Origin of the sequence: Microcoleus sp. AR_TQ3_B6, assembly GCF_036702785.1 — a bacterium.
GTDB lineage: Bacteria > Cyanobacteriota > Cyanobacteriia > Cyanobacteriales > Microcoleaceae > Microcoleus.
In genome coordinates this window covers 1-19837 of the sequence record NZ_JAUBVJ010000120.1, presented here as the reverse complement: position 1 = coordinate 19837, position 19837 = coordinate 1, and the positions used below count along the sequence as shown (strand labels likewise).

The window sequence follows — 19837 nt, the reverse complement described above, 5'->3', positions numbered from 1 at the left end:
TCTTTCAATCTCTCGTATAACTTTCTGCCAAAAGCTAGACTATCTGCTCGTCCGTAAGAGATAAAAGCGTCAAAATTTGTTTTCATGAGGAAGAAATAGGTAAATGCGGAATAGGAAATCGGGAAATTTCACTCAGGGAGTTCAAACATTTGAAAGAGGGCGAATGCTAGACAGCAAAACCGCACCACCTTACGCGATCGGATTGGATGGAACTCGAACAAAAACAGGCGCTGCTGAACCAAACTATGATTTTTCCTGTCGGGGTAATTCTAAGTGCTTACCCATCAGCGGTGAGGCAACCACGGGGATTGAGCCTAAAAATTTCATACCCAATTCAGCAAGACCGATTTACGATATCTTGACAATCTAGATATCGTGGGTTGACTTTCCCTATATCTATCATGGCTTCGGGCGACTGTCTCTGTCAGTCGGAAAAGTCGGATCGTAAAGTCGGAAAAGTCGGATATTTGCCATAAGTACATAATTTAGAGAGTTGCTGAATACAGGTATGAATTTAAGATTTCGGGATGGCTATAGGTCAAGTAGGGTGAGTTTAGTAACGGGATCATCTCAATGAAAGCAGCCAAGCGATAAATTGAAGTTTTGAGGCAGGAGGCAGAAGGAAAGAGTCAGAAAGAAGGAGCCAAAAGAAGTATTTTTACAAATATGAGATGCTCCCTTTGTAACTTCCGACAAAAGTTGATTCATACAATGAATCAGCAATGCCCAACATCTAAAATTCTAGGACTTACGCATTGACAAAAAACATTGTCCCCGTTGCGGAATACAGGTATGAATTCAAGATTTGGGCATTGCTATAAGCCCGCTTGAGGGTGAGTGTGGTAAGGCTCTGGTGAGTTTTAGGTGATAGTAAAAATAAAACTTCCCGTGGGAAAGGCCCGAAAGCCTGTGTGAGCCAGAGGTTCCCACTACCGTTTCCACCAGCAATTGAGAACAGCCTATTTATTCGTCTACTACAGAGTTGGTGACGAGAATATTGAGGCCCTAGGGCTTTTTGAGTAAGTTTTATTGTAAAAACACATCATACCATAGATAGATGACACAGCAATTATTATTTATATCCAGGGCATAGTGAATCAGTGAGAAAAGTAGACACTGTATGGGTTCACCGGGTGACAACCCCCTCATCAAATTCCTAAGCTTCCCCCAAAAAGCTGTGTAGCATATAGCACACTGGCGGTAAACTGCCAGTAAGAATTGCTACAGCCCAGGCTTTGCGGAGTTTTAGCGGATAATAAAAATAAAACTTCCCGTGGGAAAAGCCCGAAAGCCGGAGTTATATCATGTCCGGTCGATTACCCGACCTCAGGTAGGGGCCGGTGAGCCAACAATATCTGCCAACAATCTCCAATCTCAAAAACCCGCCCGGTCGGGATATTATGGTCAATCAATCGGACATGATATTAGCCAGAGGCTGACACTACCGTTTTCACCAGAAATCCTGAAAAGCCTTTTGTAACTGCCGAGAAAAGTTGATTCATACCGTGAATCAGCAACGCCACATTGTCTATGTATTCTCGACTATAACCTCACTGCTCAAGCTCGCCAAAATATGCTCCCGGACAACTAAAGTGAATAGATTCCTTTGAACTTTATACCAAGTGCTAATTATTTTTTTAGAGGGCATTAACTCCAATTTAATAAATGCGTGAAGTGAGCAAAATATGTGAGTCTCGATCGCCTGGGTGTCTCTCACCATGAACCGACAAATTCCACATACTTATTTGAGCGCTCTATGAAAGGTTTTAAAGCCCCAAGAAAAATCATAAACTGTGATAAATTAACTTCGGGTTGTCTCTTTGAGTTTTTCGCGCTCTTGCAGATATAAAATATAATATCTAGAGTCTGCTTTTTCCAAGTCTTTACTCAATTAATTTATAAATTAAAATTATTTTAGATGAGTAACAAATCCTTGATTGGCTATCTCTCAAGTGTTTAATTTGCCAGACTTATGCGGCTCATTTGATATAATTATGTTTTGGGAAAATCCGAATAAAAAACCCTGTTTATGGTGGATTATAAACTTTAAGTTTTCTACTCCTGAATACCAACTATAGCAATCCTCGCATCAGTTTCAATAACTTCCAGGCGTTTCACTTCTTAATCAATGTCCAGAGGCTCTGCCTCGATTTTCGCAGGCGAGGCAGAGCCTCCGGATCTGCGTTACCAGGAAGAGCCTGGTAACGAGTAGAATCATTTAGGATTGCTATATCTCCAGTTACTATTCTTGGTTTCACTCCCCATTCTCTGATTTTACTCAGCATTTATCTAAAATAATCGTTTTTGGTTTGACCGACTTTTTTATCGTATATTCTGTAATTAATTGGCACTAAATTAGCATAAAAATTACTATAATATAGCCTAGCGTAATTAAGTTCAATTCAGCGCTCGGATTATGGTATTTGCCTGACCCAAAATAGCTAATTAATTCCGTAGTTTTGTTTCACTCTACAGCTTTTCTCTAACTGTAGGGTCAACACTCAATATTTCCCGGCTAAATTGATAAATTTCTCCATCACCGGGAATAAATCTTCCGGTTCATAACTCTCTCTAAACAAAAAGCAATTGACGCCCTGAATGGAAAACGTCTCCCAATATCTCCGGTAACCTATTGTACCCCCAAACTTGAACTCTGAGAGTAAAAATAAGATGTAAATGTCCTTATTGGATTCCGCTGTCGAGGTTTTAGTTATTTTTAGGACTGTCCGATACCCATGAGTAGATGTTCCTTCTTTATCAATGGACTACTTGGTTATATTAGGAATGCCTAAGTCCTAAATTCAACAAATTTGTGGGTCGAGGTTAGGATTGAGTGATGCACCATCCGACAGTGTTCCCCCTCTAGAGTTGGGCTGCGTTTAACCAGAAAAACTTCATAGCCCTCTGCTGTAACTCTCTGGGAGAGCAATCTCTAGAAGCTTTATCAGTCAATCAATAGAAGCTATCCTATTACCAAAACTTGGTTGTTGTATTTGTTATTATCAAAAAATATTGCGATCGCTTCGTATACAAAAGCTCTAGATTTGAGAAATGACAAAAGTTTTCCGGCGTTGCGGATTCATGGTATGAATCAACTTTTCGCTTGATGTTACAAAAGGCTTTTCAGGATTTCTGGTGAAAACGGTAGAGTCAGCCTCTGGCTGACTCCGGCTTTCGGGCCTTTCCCACGGGAAGTTTTATTTTTATTATCCGCTAAAACTCAGCAAAGCCGGGGCTTTAGTAATCCTTACCGGCAGTTTACCGCCAGTGTGCTATATGCTACACTGATTTTTGGGAAGCTTAGGAATTTGATGAGGCGGTCGTCACCCGGTTAACCCATACAGTGTTTACTTTTCCCACTGATTCACTAAGACCTGATTATAAATACTGATTGCTTTGTCATCTATCTATGGTATGATGTGTTTTTACAATAAAACTTACTCAAAAAGCCCTAGGGCCTCAATATTCTCGTCAGCAACTCTCTAGTAAACGAATAAATTGGCTGTTCTCAATTGCTGGTGGTAACGGTAGTGGGAGCCTCTGGCTCACACAGGCTTTCGGGCTTTTCCCACGGGAAGTTTTATTTTTACTATCACCTAAAACTCACCACAGCCTTACCACACTCACCCTCAAGCGGGCTTATAGCAATGCCGAAATCTTGAATTCATACCTGTATTCCGCAACGCCAGTTTTCCGAGAGTAACAGAAGAGGGATAGTTCATAGGATTCCAGTCGTTGGTCATCAGTCGAACTAACAAAGCGCTTGGGCTATCGAACTGCTGCCTCGTGAAATAAAGGGGGTGAACAACTCAGATGGAGCAGCCACGATGCGGATCTAAACAATATAGTGCGTGCAAACAGAAGTCCACATGGCGAAAAAGACCTCGTATTACGACTACCTGCGCCAAGAAATGGCCGATATGGTCGAGCAACTGGAGCTACCCGATCTTTGCAAACAGTCGCTCAAAAGTCGCTGGCTCGATCAAGTGGTTTGGGCGGATAAGAAAGCCGAACAATGCCGTCGCTGGCACTATCGCTTGCGCCTGACGGCGATCGTCGGTGGTGTACTGTTGCCTGCGGTAGTTGGAATTAACTTTCAACTGGGCAAAGATAATGAATACTTTCGCTTTTGGTTTCCTTACGTCCCGTTTGTCTTGAGCCAAATTATCGCAGTCAGTGCGGCAACGGAAGAATTTTTGCGCTTTGGCGATCGCTGGCGCGAGTACCGACAACTAGCCGAAGAACTCAAAGCAGAAGGGTGGGAATACCTGCAATTGACTGGCCCCTATCGCTACAAAACCCACGAAGAAGACGATAGTCCGCCTCCCCTGTCGCGCAGTCGGATGTCCGAAGTCAGCGTCGAAGACTGGAAAGCCCTCAAACCCCGGACTGAGAACACCGAATCTACAACCCACCAAGATGTCTATACCCTGTTTGCAGGTCGGGTCGAAAGCTTGATTAAGAATGACGTACAAAACTATATCACGGCGTTGCAGCAAAAACAGGCTAAGGAGCAAGAGCAAATCAAGCAAATCCTGAAAACCGCCGAGAAGGTTTCCACCGATAAAACCTTGTTTGCAAAGCCCACTCCTCCCCCCCCTCAACAGCCGCCTTACGGGGCTGCCAACCCGCCTCACAATGGCTTTGGAGCCATGGGAATCCCAGCGCAACATCCGGCGTTCCACGCTCCAGGGCAACCCTCGACCGCACCAGTCCCCCCTCAGAATACTCCGATGCCGCCAACCGCCTTCGCCCAACCTCCCGCCGCCTTTGCACCCCCACCCGCACCGAGTGCCCCAATGCCTCAGCCGACTGTTGCCCAGCCTCCGGCCGCGTTTGCGCCTCCACCGGCACCGACGCAAATGGCTTTTGCCCAGCCTCCTGGTGCGTTTGCATCAGCCCCCTCTGCCAGTGCTCCGGTGCTGCAAACCGCGATCGCCGACCTGAATGCTCGCATCCTCGCCTCCACCCTCAAACTGCGCGGAATGTCTACGGCCGACGGCCCTGATGGTGGCAACAACGCCTGCGCCTGGACGGTCAACAAAGTCCTTCAGGATGCAAACCTCACCCCACTTGGCGCCAATCCCAATTACGTTCCCGCAGTCCTGGACGCGCTCAAACAAGGGCGAGGACAAGAGGTGTCGAGAGAATCGGCGAAAGCGGGCGATTTGGTGGTTGCGGATGGAGAAGCACACATAGGGATTGGACTGACCGATGGTTGCAGTCGAGTCCTGTCCAACTCATCTTCTAGAGCTTGCTTTGTGTGGGAAAGCGATACGGATTTTGACAACTCCTACGGTGGAAAGAGTACCATTTACCGCCTGAAAACTTAAAAGTTGAAAGTTCAAATTAGGGGCGCACGGCCGTGCGCCCCTACGTTGAGAGTTAATCATGCTGACTCGATTGAGTATCCGAAATCCGGGACTGAATGCCTCCTCCAAAAATTAAGCTCTTGACAGTTCGTCTCTAGCTATTTTCTGAGGAAGCTGTCGATCGACCTAAAAGATGGGTCGCAGATGCGGATTTGGCCTAACCTCAGATGTACCCCACCCCTCTACCCTCTAACAGGACATCCAGATGGCTAAGAAAAAGACCTACGAACAATACCTGCGCGAAGAGTTGGCAAGCTTAGTCGAACAGTTGAAACTCCCCAACCTCTACAAACAGTCGCTGAAACAGCGCTGGATCGATCAGGTAGTGTGGGCGGATAAAAAAGCGGATCAGTGCCGCCGGATGCACTACCGATTGCGTCTGACGACGATTATTAGCGGGGTGGTGCTGCCTGCTCTGGTGGGGATTAATATGCAACTGTCTAAAGATAATGAATACTTTCGCGATTGGTTTCCTTACGTCCCCTTTTTCGTAAGTCAGGTGATTGCCGTCAGTGCGGCGCTAGATGAGTTTCATCGGTATGGCGATCGCTGGCGAGATTATCGCAAAATGGCAGAAGACCTCAAGGCTGAAGGCTGGCAGTACGTGCAATTGAGTGGTTCCTACGACAACCTGACCGATCATATCGACGGCTATGCGAACTTTGCCAGCCGGGTCGAAAGTATCATCAAGAACGACGTACAAAACTACATCGCGACGTTGCAGCAGCAGCAAGCCAAAGAAAACGAGCAAATCAAGCAAATTCTTAAGACAGCCAACACTGTCGCCACCGATAAAACCCTGTTCGATCGACCCGAACCCGTCCGTCCCCCCCAACAGCAACAGCAACAGCAATGGGGGACTTCGGCCCCCGCCTTTGCTGCCCCTGGGGCTGCGGGCATTCTCCAAGTTCGCCAGAATACCGAATTCAAGCTCAGTCCCCAACATTCATCAGTGTTGCCCGATAACTATAAGATTTGGGTCGGTGGCGGCAACAGCTTTGGCTTGATGTCCTATGCTCAAGCTGAGAACAATCACCTGCAAGTGGCGATCGATCGCGGACTCGGCCCTGAAAACCGCAACGTCTGGTTTGTCAGCGCACCCGATGTCGCGATCGTCGGCAATATCGGGTCTAGTGGGGCCAATGTCATGGCTACCTCTGCTGCGCCAGCACCGATGATGGCAGCAACGGCCCCCGCTCCCAGCCAGATGATGGCGACCTCTGCTGCTCCAGCAGGGATGATGGGTGCAACGGCCACCGCCCCAAGTCCGATGATGAGCGCTCCTCCCGCCGCGCCCACTGCTCCCCTGGCTCCCTCTGCCCCGGCGGCAAGCAACGGGGCAAGCAACGGGGCAATTAAACTGCCCGTTCCCTATTTCTCCCAACGAGACAATCTGGAGCAAGCGGACCGAACTTGCAATACCTCCAGTTGTGCGATGGTGGCTAAGTTCCTGGGTGCAAACATTTCCGGGGATGACGACTACTTCAAGTACGTGATTAAGTATGGCGATACCACCGACCATAGCGCCCAAACTCAGGCCCTGGCAGAACTGAAAATTCAATCGACCTGGAATACCAGTCTCGATTTTGACGATCTGGATAAATCCCTAGCCAGTGGACTGCCTGCTGTCATTGGTATTCTGCATCGCGGCTCGGCGTCAGCCCCTACAGGCGGGCATATGATTGTGGCGATCGGTCGCAACGCAGACGGCGATTACATTATCAACGATCCCTACGGCAACTTGATGGACGGCTACACTTCTCAAGATGGCGGCGGATTGATCTATTCTCGCCAGGAATTGACCTGTCGCTGGACGGCAGATGGTCCGAAAACCGGCTGGGGACGGCTGTTTTACGGCAATAACCCACCGGGTACATCCGCCCAAAACGCACCCGCTCAAACTGCACCTGCCCAAACGGCTCAAACTCTCTTCGCCTCTGGTACGGCTACGGCTGCGAGTCCGACGGCAAGCGCCCAATATATGACGGGCGAGCAACTGATTCAGATTGCCGGCTCGAATGCACCGAGCGATCGCTTGCGCCAACTGGCTTCCAGCGTCAACGACGTTTTTAATCACTATCAGATTAATACGCCCCTGCGGATCTGCCATTTCATCGCTCAGGTGGCTCACGAGTCGGACTGTTTCAATGCGATGGAAGAATATGCTTCTGGTGAAGACTACGAGGGACGGGACGATTTGGGCAACACTCAACCGGGCGACGGTAAACGCTTTAAGGGACGGGGGTTAATGCAACTGACCGGAAGATCGAACTATGCGGAGTTTTCTAAGGCAATGAATCAGGATTTTATCGCTCAACCCCAACTCGTCGGACAGATTCCGTGGGCGATTTGGGTCGCAGGCTGGTACTGGCATACCCGAAACCTCAACAAGTATGCCGATCGAGATGACCTCGAAGGAGTCACCGTCGGCGTGAATGGGGGTTACAACGGCCTCGAAGATCGCCGGCGCTATTTGCAAAAAGCGAAGTCGGTGCTCGGTGCCTAACTGGCGATACCCCGTCGGAACTCCCGAATGGCTTCAACTCTGGAAGTCGCCGCCATCAAAACACGTAAACAATACGGGATCTTGGTAGCCCCGTCTTTTTAAAGCGGGGTGGATTTGGTTGACGTTTCTCAAAAAATCTACATCAAAAATGTTCTGACTCACACTGAGTATGATAAGGATGAGTGGAAAAGGGTGCGGCTCTGTGAGATTTTCAATAGAACTTGCAGATAGTAGATGCCGACGCATCTTACCCTATTAGAAACCGAATAAGGAATTTGGAAAGATATCGCGATTTTTTACGTATTATATCAAAAATAACAGCCTAAATTCTCCCAGAAACAGTCAATATTTAGCTGTATCCATCTGCGTTTATCTGCGTGCATCTGCGGTTAAATATTCCAAATCTGCCAGCAGTGACAGATTGAGACAATTTAAGATACTGGATTTAATCGGACGCTTTTCATCCCAAAATACCATCGATGAATAAAAGTTAATTGCTGCCGATGAATTTAAAAGCTCAAAAGTTTTACGTGCAACTCTCTCGCTGTCAAAGCTGAGAAAGTAAACAGTATCATCGAAAATCACAGGTTTATTAGCAATTTCACTTATCAATCTGAAATCCAATTTTTTATAAAGTCCGCAAATTGCAATCTTCCAAAATTTGAAGCTATAATCGCCAACTCCAAAAATAGAAAAGCGAGGATTGTGCTGATAAATTTTGCTTTTGCGATTGTCTAGATATTGTCCGTACTCCTCCAGATAGCGCCAGGTTTTAGGAGCGATATCTCTGATAGGTTCGGTTGACTCGCTAATAAATTTTTGAGTTACTAAAATATAGCGGTTTGTGGCATTAATGCGATTTTGAGCGACATCCGATCCTTTAAGTAGCGGAAATAAATAAGTTTCCTCAAGCTCGACAGCTTCCCCAAATCCATTGACAAACAAATTATCAATTTTCCGAAACTCCATCACATTCGAGCAGTCATGTTTGACGCCAGATCGCCATTTCGTTGCTGAATTTACAGCATATAAATTACTCAATTTATTGAAAGAATCTATATCTTTAACCAGGAGATTGTTGTGATATCCGATTCGATTGCCGTCAGAACTTTCTAAACTGCTAAATACATCGCAGAAGTAGTTTTGTGAACTTGAGTCAAACTTGCAGAATAACAGACAGGCATCAACATTTGCATCAAAATACTTTTTAGCATCTATTTTGTAAGTTGCACAGCTAGCGAGATTAATTTTTTTTGAATGAATGTAACTTAATAACTTTCTGGCCACGGAAGTCTTGCATAGCATTGCCAGAGTGCCGTCACGATTTTGCAACCATTGTATCGCATGGATCAGCATCCATTCTGAGATATCGAAGTTACTTTTACCTGTTAGTGCATCTAAGCCAGTGTGCTTTTTAAAATTACTTTTTTTAGGCAAGTTTTCACTGCCAAGAGTTCCTTGTTGTGAGTTTGTTACCCAAGGAAAGTTACCAAGTACCAGTATTCTATGATTAAATTGGTTGATTAATGATGTCCAGTCAAACTCAAAAAAATCTCCGTGCTTAACCTCACATCTTTCATCCTGTAACAATTCATGCTTAGCTCTTAATTCTCTTAAATAACTTTGATTGATTTCAACCCCGATAATCTTGCTGGCGGATGGAAACGAATTTGCAGCAGCTTTAATGAAATTACCTATCCCGCAAGTGGGCTCAATGATGACTTTGGGGTTAACATCAAGTTCTATCAATTTCCGACATACCCTCTCGGCTAATTCCAGCGGTGTCTGAAAATCCCCGTATTCTAGTTTTGTTTTGCGATCGTTGGAACTCATCTTTTAGATTGATAAACTCTTAATTACAACTTACTATTGAAGAAATAACTTAGTTCCAAGCACATTTCGCCATTACTCCAAAACAAAAATTTCCCGGGATAGCTAAACCTAATATCTAAAGCCACAGCAATATAGTCCTTATAAAAGGGATGTAATTTACATTCCAAGGATTTGATTTTAGTTATGAGTATCGTATCGATAAAACAAAGTCTACTGATAAGTTCTATGTAAAACTCTTCCGTTTTTTCCCAATCATTTAATTCCTCTATACCTGAAGTTCCTAAAGATGTTTGAACGAAATAAACTAAATCATTATAATATCCTAAGAAATTTTCTCCATCATCATATAGGTCATATAGGTCTTGCAACTGGTTCTGTTGTTCTAAGTATTTTATTGTCTCTTCTAGTTGAGCTATTTTTGCAAGCAGCAGATTATTTTCCGTTTTCGTATTTTCGCTGGGTGCATACCCTTCATCTTTTCCTTGCTTCGAGTCATTAGTTGCGTGATCAATTGCCGTAACTTTACTTTTCTCCTGCTTAAGCTCTGTTTCAAGTTGATGTTTTGTATTTTGCAAACTCTCAATTTCTTGCTGAAGACGTGCAACTCTATTTCTCTCGTCCTTAAGCTGTCGCTCTAAACTTATTTTGGTTTTTTCTAGCTCTCTGGCATTCTCTTCTAGTTGCTTAACTTTTGTTTCTAATTGACGTGAATTGGAGTTTAATGAATTTAACTCATAAAGTTTTATTTCTAATTGGTTTTTTTCTTGCTCTAGCTGGTTATTCTCTATCTCTAAAGGTTGAATTCGGTCTAGTGCTCGTCTTATTTCTGACTCTAAAGAGTTTTTGCTAGCTCGGAGTTGTAGATTATCTTGTGTCAATCTAGTATTATTATCTTTAACTTGATTTAACTCTCTCCTCAGAACGTCTCTTTCTTGCTGTAAATCCCTATTTGTTTGAATGAGTGATTGATTTTGGGCTATGACTTCATTAAGCTGCCTAGTAACCTCTTTAACTTTCTCGATTAAAAATTCCCACGTTATAAACTCTATATCTTGGCTGCTGAGAGAACCACCCAATTCTTGAATAAGAACTTTTTTATGAGCTTCTAGTTCTTCAATTTTTTGTTCACAGTAAATATTTGTAATTCGCAGATTTGTTGAAATTTTCCTTACTTCATCTCTTTCGCTCTCAACGCTTGCTAACTGTTGTTGTAGCTTTTGAACCGTCTGCTTCAAAGAATTATTCTCAGTAGTAATTGCCTTGAGTTCTGCCTCTGTTTGCTTAAATCTTGCAAGGATTTGAACTATAAAGGCGGTAAATAGGTTATTTCCTTGTTGTAACTGCTGGTTTATTTGCCTAAGCTCAACTGTCTGTGCTTCGAGCCTGTGATCATCGGGCTTGTTCTTACCCCTGCGAAGTTGCAGGTAAATTATTACTATGCTTAGTAAAGCTATTAAACCAGCAGCTTCGTAAACCATACTAATACTTTTTTGAAAATAGCATTTTTGGACATCGGTTCCCAGGCAGAGCCTGGGAACCAGTTATCATTAATTAAAAAATAGAGGGCGAGTTTCACATAAAACTTAACTGCAAAAGTCAAATTTTATGCTCAAACCCGCCCTCGCAAAACTCTATTAGTAAGCGTCTTGCAATTCGTAGAAATCAGGGGAAATGTAATCTTTCCGCAGTGGCCAGCCTACCCAATCTTCGTTCATCAAAATCCGTTTCAGATTCGGATGTCCTTCGTAGACAATGCCGTACATATCGTAGGATTCCCGCTCTTGAAAGTCGGCTGCTTTCCAAATCCAGTAGACTGATGGCACTCTGGGATCTTCGCGGGGTACGAATACTTTGACGCGGACTTCTTCAGGCTTGGAAGCATTGTCTGTCAGTTTAACCAAGTGGTAGACGCTGACTAAATCTTGTCCCGGCCCTTGGTCGTAGGCGCACTGGCACTGCATATAATTAAACCCGTAGGCATACAGTGCTGTTGACATCGGAATTAAAAAGTCTCGATCGACCTTTAATATCTCCACGCCCAAATTATCGGCCGCTAAAGCTTCATGTTCAAAGCCATTTTGAGTCAACCACTGGGAAACCTTCCCGGCTTCAACAATTGAGGTTTCTGTCTCAGCCACGGTTTACCTCCTGTTTTTGTCCTGCTTGCAGGGCCGGCGGTACTGGCATTCCCATTGCTTCTGTCAATTCCTTCGGCGGCGCCATCCGGCTGGGAACTGACAAGTATTTGCCGTCCAAAATGTCGTCTACTACTTTCATTTTGTGGGGTCTGGTGTAGTAGCGGTGGGTTGGCAGCAAATTAGCCCGTTCTTGCATGGAATCGTTGGCGATTTTTTTGCGCAGTTTGATAATTGCGTCAATAATCGCTTCTGGGCGGGGGGGACAGCCGGGGATGTACACGTCTACGGGAATCAGTTTGTCAACGCCTCTGACTGCTGTGGGGGAGTCCATACTGAACATTCCGCCGGTGATGGTGCAGGCGCCCATCGCGATGACGTATTTGGGTTCCGGCATTTGTTCGTACAGCCGCACCAAGATGGGGGCGTACTTCATGGTAATTGTGCCGGCGGTGATGATCAAGTCGGCTTGCCGGGGGCTCGATCGCGGTACTAGACCGAATCTATCGAAGTCAAAGCGCGATCCGATCAAAGCTGCAAATTCGATGAAGCAGCAGGCCGTGCCGAAAAGTAGCGGCCACAGGCTCGAAAGTCTCGCCCAATTGTAGAGGTCATCGACTGTTGTCAGGATGACGTTCTCTGACAGTTGCGATGTGACTTCCGGGCGATCGACTGGGTTGACAAGTTGGGCTTTTTGTGATTTGTCAGAACTTAAGACCATTCCAAGGCTCCTTTGCGCCATGCATAGACAAGAGCAATAACGAGGATCGCGATAAAAAACAAGGCTTCGATAAAAGCCAACAGTCCTAGCTGGTTGAAAGCAACCGCCCAAGGATAGAGGAAGACGGTCTCTACGTCGAAGATGACGAAGACCAGGGCGAACATATAATATCGGATGTTGAACTGAATCCAGGCTCCGCCGATCGGCTCGACGCCTGATTCGTAGGTAGTGCGCCGGTCGTAGGGACGACTTTTGGGCCGCAGAACCTTAGACGCCGTGAGGGCGAGGATAGGGACTAGGCTGGAAATTAACAGGAAGCCTAAGAAATACTCGTAGCCGCTGAGTGCAAACACGGTGAATAATTACTGCCTAGGTGAAAGGGTTCTGTAACTTGTCTTTACATTATATAGATTGTGGGTAGCTAAAATTACGAGTTAGTTGAGATTAATCATCCATCTTCTGCAATAATTTTTAATGTATATTCTAATATTGTAACTGCCTGTGGAAGACAGGCGGCTGCCTGTGGACGCTAAGTAAGACCATCATCGACTTAAGTGTCGAACACCCTTGTGGTGTCCCTAACGTGGCATCGGCGGTTGAGACGGGAAACCTCGAAGACGAATAAGACCGTCCTAATTTGAGTTTTAGTTGGAAGCCCCAGCTATAACGAAGTTTAGTTGAGGTACTTCACGATTAGCTGACCCATAATTTTGGATTTATGAGCGATCGAGCCACTGAAACTAAAACCCTCGATCGGCACGAGTGCCGCGCCTGCGGCTACGTCTACGATCCGAAAAAGGGCGACCCTAAAAATGACATTGCCCCGGGCACGGCTTTTGAAGATTTGCCCCAAGCTTGGGTGTGTCCCGTTTGCGCAGCGCGCAAGTCGGTGTTTCAAAATCTCGGTCAGATGGAAGGGGTATCGGGATTTAAGGCAAATCAGCGCTACGGTGTCGGTGTCAACGGCATGACCGAAGGTCAGAAAAGTTTGCTGATTTTTGGCGGCTTGGTCGTTGGTTTCTTGTTGTTACTTAGTATGTATGGTTTGCAGTAAGACGATTGTGAGATTTTGGCAACGAATTGTAATGTTATTGGCCGCTGCGCTCATCTGTACGAGTTGCAGCACGATCGGTTCTGTGAGTTACAACCCCTGGCAAGTAATTTCCTTGCCGACGCAAGCTAATTTGCAGGATATTGCCTTTACGGGCAATCCTCAGCACGGCTGGGTTGTGGGTTCTGAGGCGACTCTGCTCGAAACCCTTGACGGTGGCACTAGCTGGAAGTCTGTAGCACTGGAACTCGACGATCCGAGGTCGCGTTTTGCATCGGTGAGTTTTTCGGGTTCCGAAGGCTGGATTGTCGGCCAGCCTTCAGTTTTGCTTCACACCAACGATGAGGGCAAGTCTTGGACGCGGATTGCTTTGAGCAGTCAGTTGCCTGGTTCTCCGAGTACGATCGCGGCTTTGGGCCCGAATTCCGCCGAGATGACGACGGATGTCGGGGCGATTTACCGGACTTCCGACGGCGGCAAAAATTGGAAAGCTGTCGTGCAGGATTCTTTTGGGGTAGTTCGCAATATCAACCGTTCTGAAGACGGGCAGTATGTTGCAGTTTCCTCAAAGGGCAATTTCTACTCGGTGTGGAAACCCGGACAACAAGCTTGGGAACCTCACAACCGCAATAGTTCTCGCCGCCTGCAAAATATGGGCTTTACCAAGGACGGGCGTTTGTGGATGCTCGCCCGCGGCGGTCAAATTCAGTTTAGCGACCCCTCCAATCCTGAAGGTTGGGGAAAACCGTTTTTTCCCGATCGTAAGGCGAGTTGGGGTTTGCTGGACATGGCTTACCGGACTGATAATGAAATTTGGGTAGCCGGCGGCGGCGGCAATTTGCTCTGCAGTTTGGACGGCGGGAAAACTTGGCAAAAAGACCGCGAAGTTGAAGATGTTCCCGCTAATTTTTACAGGATTGTCTTTATGGGCCCCGATCGCGGATTTGTGATCGGTGCGAGCGGTACTCTACTTAAATATCAAGGTTCAGCGCAAGCTGCTTGATAGTAGAATAGTAAGAGAGATTGTCTGTCGATTTGTTGTTGAAAGGAGGATTCTAAATGGCTGGTACAACTGGAGAACGTCCGTTTGGTGACATTATTACAAGTATCCGTTATTGGGTAATTCACAGCATCACCATTCCGGCTTTGTTTATTGCTGGATGGCTGTTTGTGCAAACGGGTTTGGCTTACGATGCTTTCGGAACTCCTCGCCCTAACCAATATTTCACACCGCAGCGGGAAGAAGTGCCGATTATCTCGGATCGCTTTGAAGCTAAAAAACAAGTAGATCAGTTCATTGCCAAGTAATTTAAGAAGGATTTGGAAAAATGACGAGCAGAACCCCAAACAATGAGCCAATTTCGTATCCGATTTTTACGGTGCGCTGGTTGGCCGTTCATACTTTAGGTGTCCCAACAATTTTCTTTTTGGGCGCGATCGCAGCAATGCAATTTATTCAACGATAGGAGTTTACAATGCCTGAGCGCGTTCCTAATCCCAACGAGCAGCCTGTTGAGTTAAACCGGACTTCTTTGTATTTGGGTTTGTTGCTGATTTTTGTTTTGGGTATTTTGTTTTCCAGTTATTTCTTTAATTAACTGGTGTCTGAGTTGGCTTTCAATTTTAGCTCGAATGTTTTTAGCTGTGAATTAGTGAGGTGATGGCTATGTTTAGTGAAAGTGGCAGAATTCCTTTGTGGGTGGTAGCTACTGTCGCAGGCCTCGGTGTTCTGAGCATTGTGGCGCTTTTCTTCTACGGTGCTTATGCCGGTTTGGGTTCTTCGATGTAAGGAGAATCAAGCAGATTTTAGGCTTTAAACCCCCCGGTCAAAAGGGGGGTTTTAATTATGCGAAGTTTGTGGCTCTCATCAGGGATAAATGTTATTGAAAGTGTGGATTTTTTAGCAAGTTTATGAGAATTTAATCCGGCGTTGTCAGAGGGATATTTTTTGTGGTTGGGTGGAGATTTGCTCATTGACATACTCACCGCCCTAAAAGTGCGGTGATTCTTGACGCTTCTTTGGGGTCTGCTACCGAACTAGTCTTACGTCCCCTCTGCGTCCGAAAGCGAGTCGTGGTAATGCCCTATCCCGACTTTATTTATATTTTTGACTGCGTTTTCATTTCTATCGTGAGTTGTACCGCAGTTTAAACAGGTAATAGTTCTGACTTTCAGGTCTAATTTACCCCATCGATAGTCACATCTAGAACAGACTTGACTGGTGGGTTCCCATCGACTAATTACCCTAAACTCGCGACTAAATTTGTCGCATTTAGCTTGACAAAAGACTCTAAATTCTCTCCATCCCTGAGAGCTAATCGCTCTAGCTAAGCGCCGATTCTTAACCTGACCCGACACGTTGAGGCCTTCCAAAACAATCACTTGGTTTTCGTTGATTATTTTGGTTGATAGTTTGTGCAAAAAATCTTGGCGGGTGTCGCTAACTAGATTGTGCAAATTGGCAATTTGTATGCGGGTCTTAGGACGGCGTTTTGAGTCTTTTTCTTGCCGAGCATATCGGCGCTGCAACTTCCTTATTTTGCGCTCTGATTTTGAGTAGTCTGGACTTTTTACCTGGGTTGCGCCGCTGAGAGTAGCGAAGGTTTTTAACCCCAAATCAATGCCCATTGAAGGATTGATGGGATCTAAATCTTGAGGTTCGACATCTACTAAAAAACTTAGAAAATACCGATGGGTACAGTCCTTAATTACTGTTATCGATCCCGGTTCTGAGGGCAATTCCCTAGACATAATAGGACTGACCATCCCTATTTTTGCCAAGTAAACTTGAGTTCCTTTAAGGGAAAACCCAGACTTAGCAAATTCGGCAGTTTGACTGTTGGTCTTATTCTTAAACTTAGGTGCTCCAACTTTCCCCCCCTTTTCTTTTGCCCTTATGGGAATCAAAAAAAATCTTGTAAGCCGTTGCTAGATGGCTCCAAGACTGCTGCCAAGGCACAGACGAAACCTCGTTCAACCAAGCTCTTTCTTCGGGCTTTTTGCTACTGGTTAATAGTGCAGATAGTTGGTTGTAGTTTGGCAGTTTGTCAGCAGATTTGCACAAAGCTAAGGCATCATTTCACATCACTCTCACACAACCAAACAACCGCAGCTCAGCTCAATCGCTGTTGGTCTGTGGGGTAGAATCTGTACTGATATCTTGCTTTCATCGTCCAATCTGTCACCATCGTTTTGAGGGTACAATATATTACACTGAGAAAGCAACAAATATCTGGGAAAAATACAATACTAAAAGCCGGCCAATCGATTTTAGATTTTAGATTTTAGATTTTAGATTGACCCCACGGATAAATGCTCTTTCTTGAGGATTTTCGAAAATCGATTTGGGATTGATTCCACGGATAAATCGGGGGGCTTGTACCATTAAGAAATTCTTGGTCACGCTCAGAAGGGGTTTTAGATCCAATTTTCTGATAAACAGCAGGCACAAGGCGGGTTCACCAATAACCCCAAAATCGATCGCCACTAGCAGACGCTCGCTAAGAGAGTGTGGCCCGATCGTGAAATTAGCCAAAAGTTGCGAGTAGAATGGTGCAAGAGCCGATCGCTCGATCGTAGTGCACAGCGAAATATGACCCCACCGCAGCCGCCCCGCAAACCTCAAACCGTCTTGGGTGCGATTACCCAAGCAGTCCAGACTATTGCTAAGGTTAATTTTAACCAGCTAGCGCTGAAACCGAATGCCAAAGTACCCGAACTGTGGGTACAGGATGCGGGTGCAGCTAAAGCTGAGGTTTATCCGCTGTTGGGCGATCGATATTTGTTAGGTCGATCGTCGAAATCTTCAGATATTGTAGTTCGCAATCCCGTTGTCAGTCACGTCCACTTATCCCTGTCGCGGGATACTCGGCGGCGGACTCCTTTTATCATCAAAGATGAAGACTCCACCAACGGCATTTACAGCGGCAAAAGGCGAATTAAAAGTATGTCCCTGCGTCACGGAGACGTGTTCACTTTAGGACCGCCGGAACTAGCCGCCGCTGTCAGAATTCAGTTCGTATATCCGCCGCCTTGGTATTTGCAAATTGTGCGTTACAGCTTTTACGGCGTCAGCGGAATCACCGCTTTGATTGCGGTGTTCGTAGGTATAGAATCGACAAAGTTTAAAGTGCGGCCTCTGCCGAGAAGTATCAATGGCCCCGTGATTGTTTACGCCCGCGATGGGCAAACTCCGCTGCGTCCTCCTCAGAATAACGCTCACTTAGAATTAAAGAAATTGCAGGATTTTTCGCCCTATTTATCCAAGGCGGTACTTGCATCGGAAGACAGCCGCTACAATTGGCATTTGGGGGTAGATCCGATCGGAGTTTTGCGGGCGCTGTTGACCAATGTTCGCGGGGGAGGAATTCGCGAAGGCGGCAGCACATTGACGCAGCAGTTAGCGAGGAGTTTGTTTCGAGATTATGTGGGAACTCAAGATTCGGCAGGACGCAAGTTCCGGGAAGCAGTAGTTGCCTTAAAACTGGAGAATTATTACAGCAAAGACGAGCTGTTGCTGACTTATTTAAATCGCGTGTTTTTGGGAATAGACCTTTACGGTTTTGAGGATGCGGCTCGGTTTTATTTTGGCAAGTCGGCGAAGGATTTAACCTTGTCAGAGGCGGCAACTTTGACGGGCATTTTGCCGGCGCCAAACAGTTTTAATCCGATTCAAAATTATCAGTTGGCGGTACAGTACCGCGATCGAGTGATCGAACGGATGCGCGCAATGGGGACGATTTCTCAGGAAGAAGCCGATCGCGCGAGGCGATCGCGAATTGATATCAATCCGAAAGCTCGCGAATTTCTGCAAAGTACGATCGCGCCTTATTTCTACAGTTATGTATTTGACGAATTGGAGTTTTTGCTGGGGGAGCAGTTAGCCAGAGAAGGCAATTTTATTGTAGAAACAGGTTTGAATCCCCGCCTGCAAAAGGTGGCTGAAGCTTCCCTCAAAAATGCTGTAGAAAATGCCGGAGCCAGTGCAGGTTTTTCTCAAGGAGCCGTGGTAACTCTCAATACTACAACCGGGGAAGTCTTAGCATTAGTTGGGGGCGTAGATTATTTGAAAAGTCAGTTTAATCGGGCTACCCAAGCTTTGAGACAGCCCGGTTCTACATTTAAAATTTTCACCTATGCAGCCGCCCTAGAACGCGGAATACCACCCAGCAAAACTTATTCTTGCGAGCCGCTTTCCTGGGGCGGACAAAGTTATAGCGGCTGCGAAAGAACCAGCGGCAGTGCTGATATGTATCGGGGTTTAGCACAGTCGGAAAATGCAATTGCTTTGAGAGTAGCACAAGATGTCGGTTTAGACAATGTAGTGGGAATGGCCAGACGTTTGGGGATTACATCTCCGCTGCGTTCTGCCCCTGGTTTAGTATTAGGTGAAAGTGAAGTTAACGTATTGCAATTAACCGGTGCCTTCGGGGTTTTAGCGAACAGGGGTTTGGGTAATCGCCCCCACGTAATCAAGCGAATTATTGACAGCAGCGATTGCAAAGATCGAAATGATTTTAACAGTTGCCGGGTGATTTATGACTATCAAAAAGATGGCGTTGCCAATCGGCAGTTAGTTCCTGAAGGCGTAGCGGATACGATGACCGATCTGCTGCAAGGTGTGGTGCGGGGAGGTACGGGCAGCAGTGCTGCTTTGGGGTTAGGAGAAGCTGGCAAAACAGGCACGACTAATGATAATAAAGATTTGTGGTTTGTCGGTTATATTCCGAGTCAGCAACTGGTGACAGGAATTTGGTTGGGAAATGATGATAATTCTGCAACTCGGGGAGGTAGTGCAAATGCCGCTCAGTTGTGGGGTGAGTATATGCGGCAGGTGGCGCGTTGAAATTGCCGAAACCATTGCTTTTACTTCTTTTAGACTTTTAAATCCCCGACGAAGCAGAAGTTGTTGGAGATCTGCGTATTGGTGGGCTTATTTATAGCAGTCACCTTGTGGTTAAGACTTTTATTGGTAGGGGTAAGGCTAGCCATAAGCACCCTACAGATATAGCCTTTCTCAGATAGATGAGGTACAAGTTTAGATTTGAGATTTGAGATTTGAGATTTGAGATTGGGGGATTGGGGAATTGTTAATTAATTCGTGAATACCTCATCTTTCCGAGAACCGCTATAGAGTAGGTGTGTAATACCATTTTGCCAAATAAGTGCTACAATGCCAGAAAAATAAGGGATATTTTATGAAGGTCAACTATCAAGAAA

General features: G+C 45.7%; 17 protein-coding genes and 1 pseudogene. 10 read left to right on the top strand and 8 right to left on the bottom strand.

Going from position 1 to position 19837, the window contains the following annotated elements; all coding sequences use genetic code 11:
- Positions 1 to 103: 103 nt before the first annotated feature.
- On the top strand, positions 104 to 370 hold the full coding sequence (locus QUB56_RS33570) for a hypothetical protein (RefSeq protein ID WP_332960676.1): 267 nt from the start codon (positions 104 to 106) through the stop codon (positions 368 to 370).
- Positions 371 to 2288: 1918 nt separating this feature from the next.
- Here the strand turns inward: QUB56_RS33570 and QUB56_RS37545 are convergent.
- Positions 2289 to 2452 (bottom strand): annotated as a pseudogene (locus QUB56_RS37545) (IS701 family transposase); the annotation flags it as partial.
- 1417 nt (positions 2453 to 3869) lie between these two features.
- On the opposite strand from QUB56_RS37545, the gene QUB56_RS33560 reads away from it, so the two are divergent.
- Together QUB56_RS33560 and QUB56_RS33555 are read left to right on the top strand one after the other, a co-directional pair.
- Positions 3870 to 5333 carry a DUF4231 domain-containing protein gene (locus tag QUB56_RS33560; RefSeq protein WP_332960675.1) on the top strand — a complete coding sequence of 488 codons (1464 nt, stop codon included), beginning with the start codon at positions 3870 to 3872 and terminating at the stop codon, positions 5331 to 5333.
- A 244-nt stretch (positions 5334 to 5577) separates the two neighbouring features.
- Positions 5578 to 7878, top strand: coding sequence for a DUF4231 domain-containing protein (locus tag QUB56_RS33555; RefSeq protein WP_332960674.1), 2301 nt, complete (start codon positions 5578 to 5580; stop codon positions 7876 to 7878).
- A gap of 369 nt (positions 7879 to 8247) precedes the next feature.
- Here the strand turns inward: QUB56_RS33555 and QUB56_RS33550 are convergent, their stop codons facing one another.
- The 5 genes from QUB56_RS33550 to ndhC form a co-directional block, all read right to left on the bottom strand.
- A complete protein-coding gene (locus tag QUB56_RS33550; RefSeq protein WP_332960673.1) occupies positions 8248 to 9627 on the bottom strand; it encodes a class I SAM-dependent methyltransferase in 1380 nt (459 codons plus the stop codon).
- Between the two features lie 107 nt (positions 9628 to 9734).
- Positions 9735 to 11189 carry a hypothetical protein gene (locus QUB56_RS33545; RefSeq protein ID WP_332960672.1) on the bottom strand — a complete coding sequence of 485 codons (1455 nt, stop codon included), beginning with the start codon at positions 11187 to 11189 and terminating at the stop codon, positions 9735 to 9737.
- A gap of 156 nt (positions 11190 to 11345) precedes the next feature.
- The gene (locus QUB56_RS33540) at positions 11346 to 11849 is read right to left on the bottom strand and encodes an NAD(P)H-quinone oxidoreductase subunit J (protein WP_332960671.1); all 504 of its coding nucleotides are present in this window, start codon (positions 11847 to 11849) and stop codon (positions 11346 to 11348) included.
- Positions 11842 to 12567 carry a photosynthetic/respiratory NAD(P)H-quinone oxidoreductase subunit K gene (gene ndhK / locus QUB56_RS33535; protein WP_332960670.1) on the bottom strand — a complete coding sequence of 242 codons (726 nt, stop codon included), beginning with the start codon at positions 12565 to 12567 and terminating at the stop codon, positions 11842 to 11844. The genes QUB56_RS33540 and ndhK overlap by 8 nt, the downstream gene beginning before the upstream one ends.
- Positions 12558 to 12920 carry a photosynthetic/respiratory NAD(P)H-quinone oxidoreductase subunit C gene (gene ndhC, locus QUB56_RS33530; RefSeq protein WP_332960669.1) on the bottom strand — a complete coding sequence of 121 codons (363 nt, stop codon included), beginning with the start codon at positions 12918 to 12920 and terminating at the stop codon, positions 12558 to 12560. Before ndhC ends, ndhK begins: the two co-directional genes overlap by 10 nt.
- A gap of 365 nt (positions 12921 to 13285) precedes the next feature.
- On the opposite strand from ndhC, the gene QUB56_RS33525 reads away from it, so the two are divergent.
- The 6 genes from QUB56_RS33525 to QUB56_RS33500 all read left to right on the top strand — a co-directional run bounded on the left by QUB56_RS33525 (position 13286) and on the right by QUB56_RS33500 (position 15407).
- Positions 13286 to 13621: a rubredoxin gene (locus tag QUB56_RS33525; protein WP_332960668.1), complete on the top strand. Its 336-nt coding sequence runs from the start codon at positions 13286 to 13288 to the stop codon at positions 13619 to 13621.
- On the top strand, positions 13608 to 14621 hold the full coding sequence (locus tag QUB56_RS33520; protein WP_332960667.1) for a photosynthesis system II assembly factor Ycf48: 1014 nt from the start codon (positions 13608 to 13610) through the stop codon (positions 14619 to 14621). Before QUB56_RS33525 ends, QUB56_RS33520 begins: the two co-directional genes overlap by 14 nt.
- 56 nt (positions 14622 to 14677) lie before the next feature.
- On the top strand, positions 14678 to 14926 hold the full coding sequence (psbE, locus tag QUB56_RS33515) for a cytochrome b559 subunit alpha (RefSeq protein ID WP_006635503.1): 249 nt from the start codon (positions 14678 to 14680) through the stop codon (positions 14924 to 14926).
- 20 nt (positions 14927 to 14946) lie between these two features.
- Entirely contained in the window at positions 14947 to 15084 is a 138-nt protein-coding gene (gene psbF / locus QUB56_RS33510; protein ID WP_006635504.1) for a cytochrome b559 subunit beta, read from the top strand.
- Positions 15085 to 15093: 9 nt separating this feature from the next.
- Positions 15094 to 15216 (top strand): photosystem II reaction center protein L, encoded by a 123-nt coding sequence (locus QUB56_RS33505; RefSeq protein WP_015176850.1) that lies wholly within the window; start codon positions 15094 to 15096, stop codon positions 15214 to 15216.
- A gap of 68 nt (positions 15217 to 15284) precedes the next feature.
- Positions 15285 to 15407, top strand: coding sequence for a photosystem II reaction center protein J (locus QUB56_RS33500; protein WP_332960666.1), 123 nt, complete (start codon positions 15285 to 15287; stop codon positions 15405 to 15407).
- A gap of 254 nt (positions 15408 to 15661) precedes the next feature.
- Here the strand turns inward: QUB56_RS33500 and QUB56_RS33495 are convergent, their stop codons facing one another.
- Together QUB56_RS33495 and QUB56_RS33490 are read right to left on the bottom strand one after the other, a co-directional pair.
- Positions 15662 to 16525 (bottom strand): transposase, encoded by an 864-nt coding sequence (locus QUB56_RS33495; protein ID WP_332960665.1) that lies wholly within the window; start codon positions 16523 to 16525, stop codon positions 15662 to 15664.
- A 370-nt stretch (positions 16526 to 16895) separates the two neighbouring features.
- Complete coding sequence (locus QUB56_RS33490) at positions 16896 to 17105, bottom strand: hypothetical protein (RefSeq protein ID WP_332960663.1); 210 nt, start codon at positions 17103 to 17105, stop codon at positions 16896 to 16898.
- 105 nt (positions 17106 to 17210) lie between these two features.
- On the opposite strand from QUB56_RS33490, the gene QUB56_RS33485 reads away from it, so the two are divergent.
- Positions 17211 to 19463 carry a transglycosylase domain-containing protein gene (locus tag QUB56_RS33485; protein WP_332960677.1) on the top strand — a complete coding sequence of 751 codons (2253 nt, stop codon included), beginning with the start codon at positions 17211 to 17213 and terminating at the stop codon, positions 19461 to 19463.
- Positions 19464 to 19837: the final 374 nt, after the last annotated feature.

Bases quoted from the DNA above. Each gene is read 5' to 3' on its own strand.
- ndhK (WP_332960670.1), bottom strand. From the start codon at position 12,567: ATGGTCTTAAGTTCTGACAAATCACAAAAAGCCCAACTTGTCAACCCA.
- QUB56_RS33520 (WP_332960667.1), top strand. From the start codon at position 13,608: ATGGTTTGCAGTAAGACGATTGTGAGATTTTGGCAACGAATTGTAATG.
- psbF (WP_006635504.1), top strand. From the start codon at position 14,947: ATGACGAGCAGAACCCCAAACAATGAGCCAATTTCGTATCCGATTTTT.
- QUB56_RS33505 (WP_015176850.1), top strand. From the start codon at position 15,094: ATGCCTGAGCGCGTTCCTAATCCCAACGAGCAGCCTGTTGAGTTAAAC.
- QUB56_RS33525 (WP_332960668.1), top strand. From the start codon at position 13,286: ATGAGCGATCGAGCCACTGAAACTAAAACCCTCGATCGGCACGAGTGC.
- QUB56_RS33485 (WP_332960677.1), top strand. From the start codon at position 17,211: ATGACCCCACCGCAGCCGCCCCGCAAACCTCAAACCGTCTTGGGTGCG.
- psbE (WP_006635503.1), top strand. From the start codon at position 14,678: ATGGCTGGTACAACTGGAGAACGTCCGTTTGGTGACATTATTACAAGT.
- QUB56_RS33545 (WP_332960672.1), bottom strand. From the start codon at position 11,189: ATGGTTTACGAAGCTGCTGGTTTAATAGCTTTACTAAGCATAGTAATA.
- QUB56_RS33555 (WP_332960674.1), top strand. From the start codon at position 5,578: ATGGCTAAGAAAAAGACCTACGAACAATACCTGCGCGAAGAGTTGGCA.
- QUB56_RS33570 (WP_332960676.1), top strand. From the start codon at position 104: ATGCGGAATAGGAAATCGGGAAATTTCACTCAGGGAGTTCAAACATTT.
- QUB56_RS33560 (WP_332960675.1), top strand. From the start codon at position 3,870: ATGGCGAAAAAGACCTCGTATTACGACTACCTGCGCCAAGAAATGGCC.
- QUB56_RS33500 (WP_332960666.1), top strand. From the start codon at position 15,285: ATGTTTAGTGAAAGTGGCAGAATTCCTTTGTGGGTGGTAGCTACTGTC.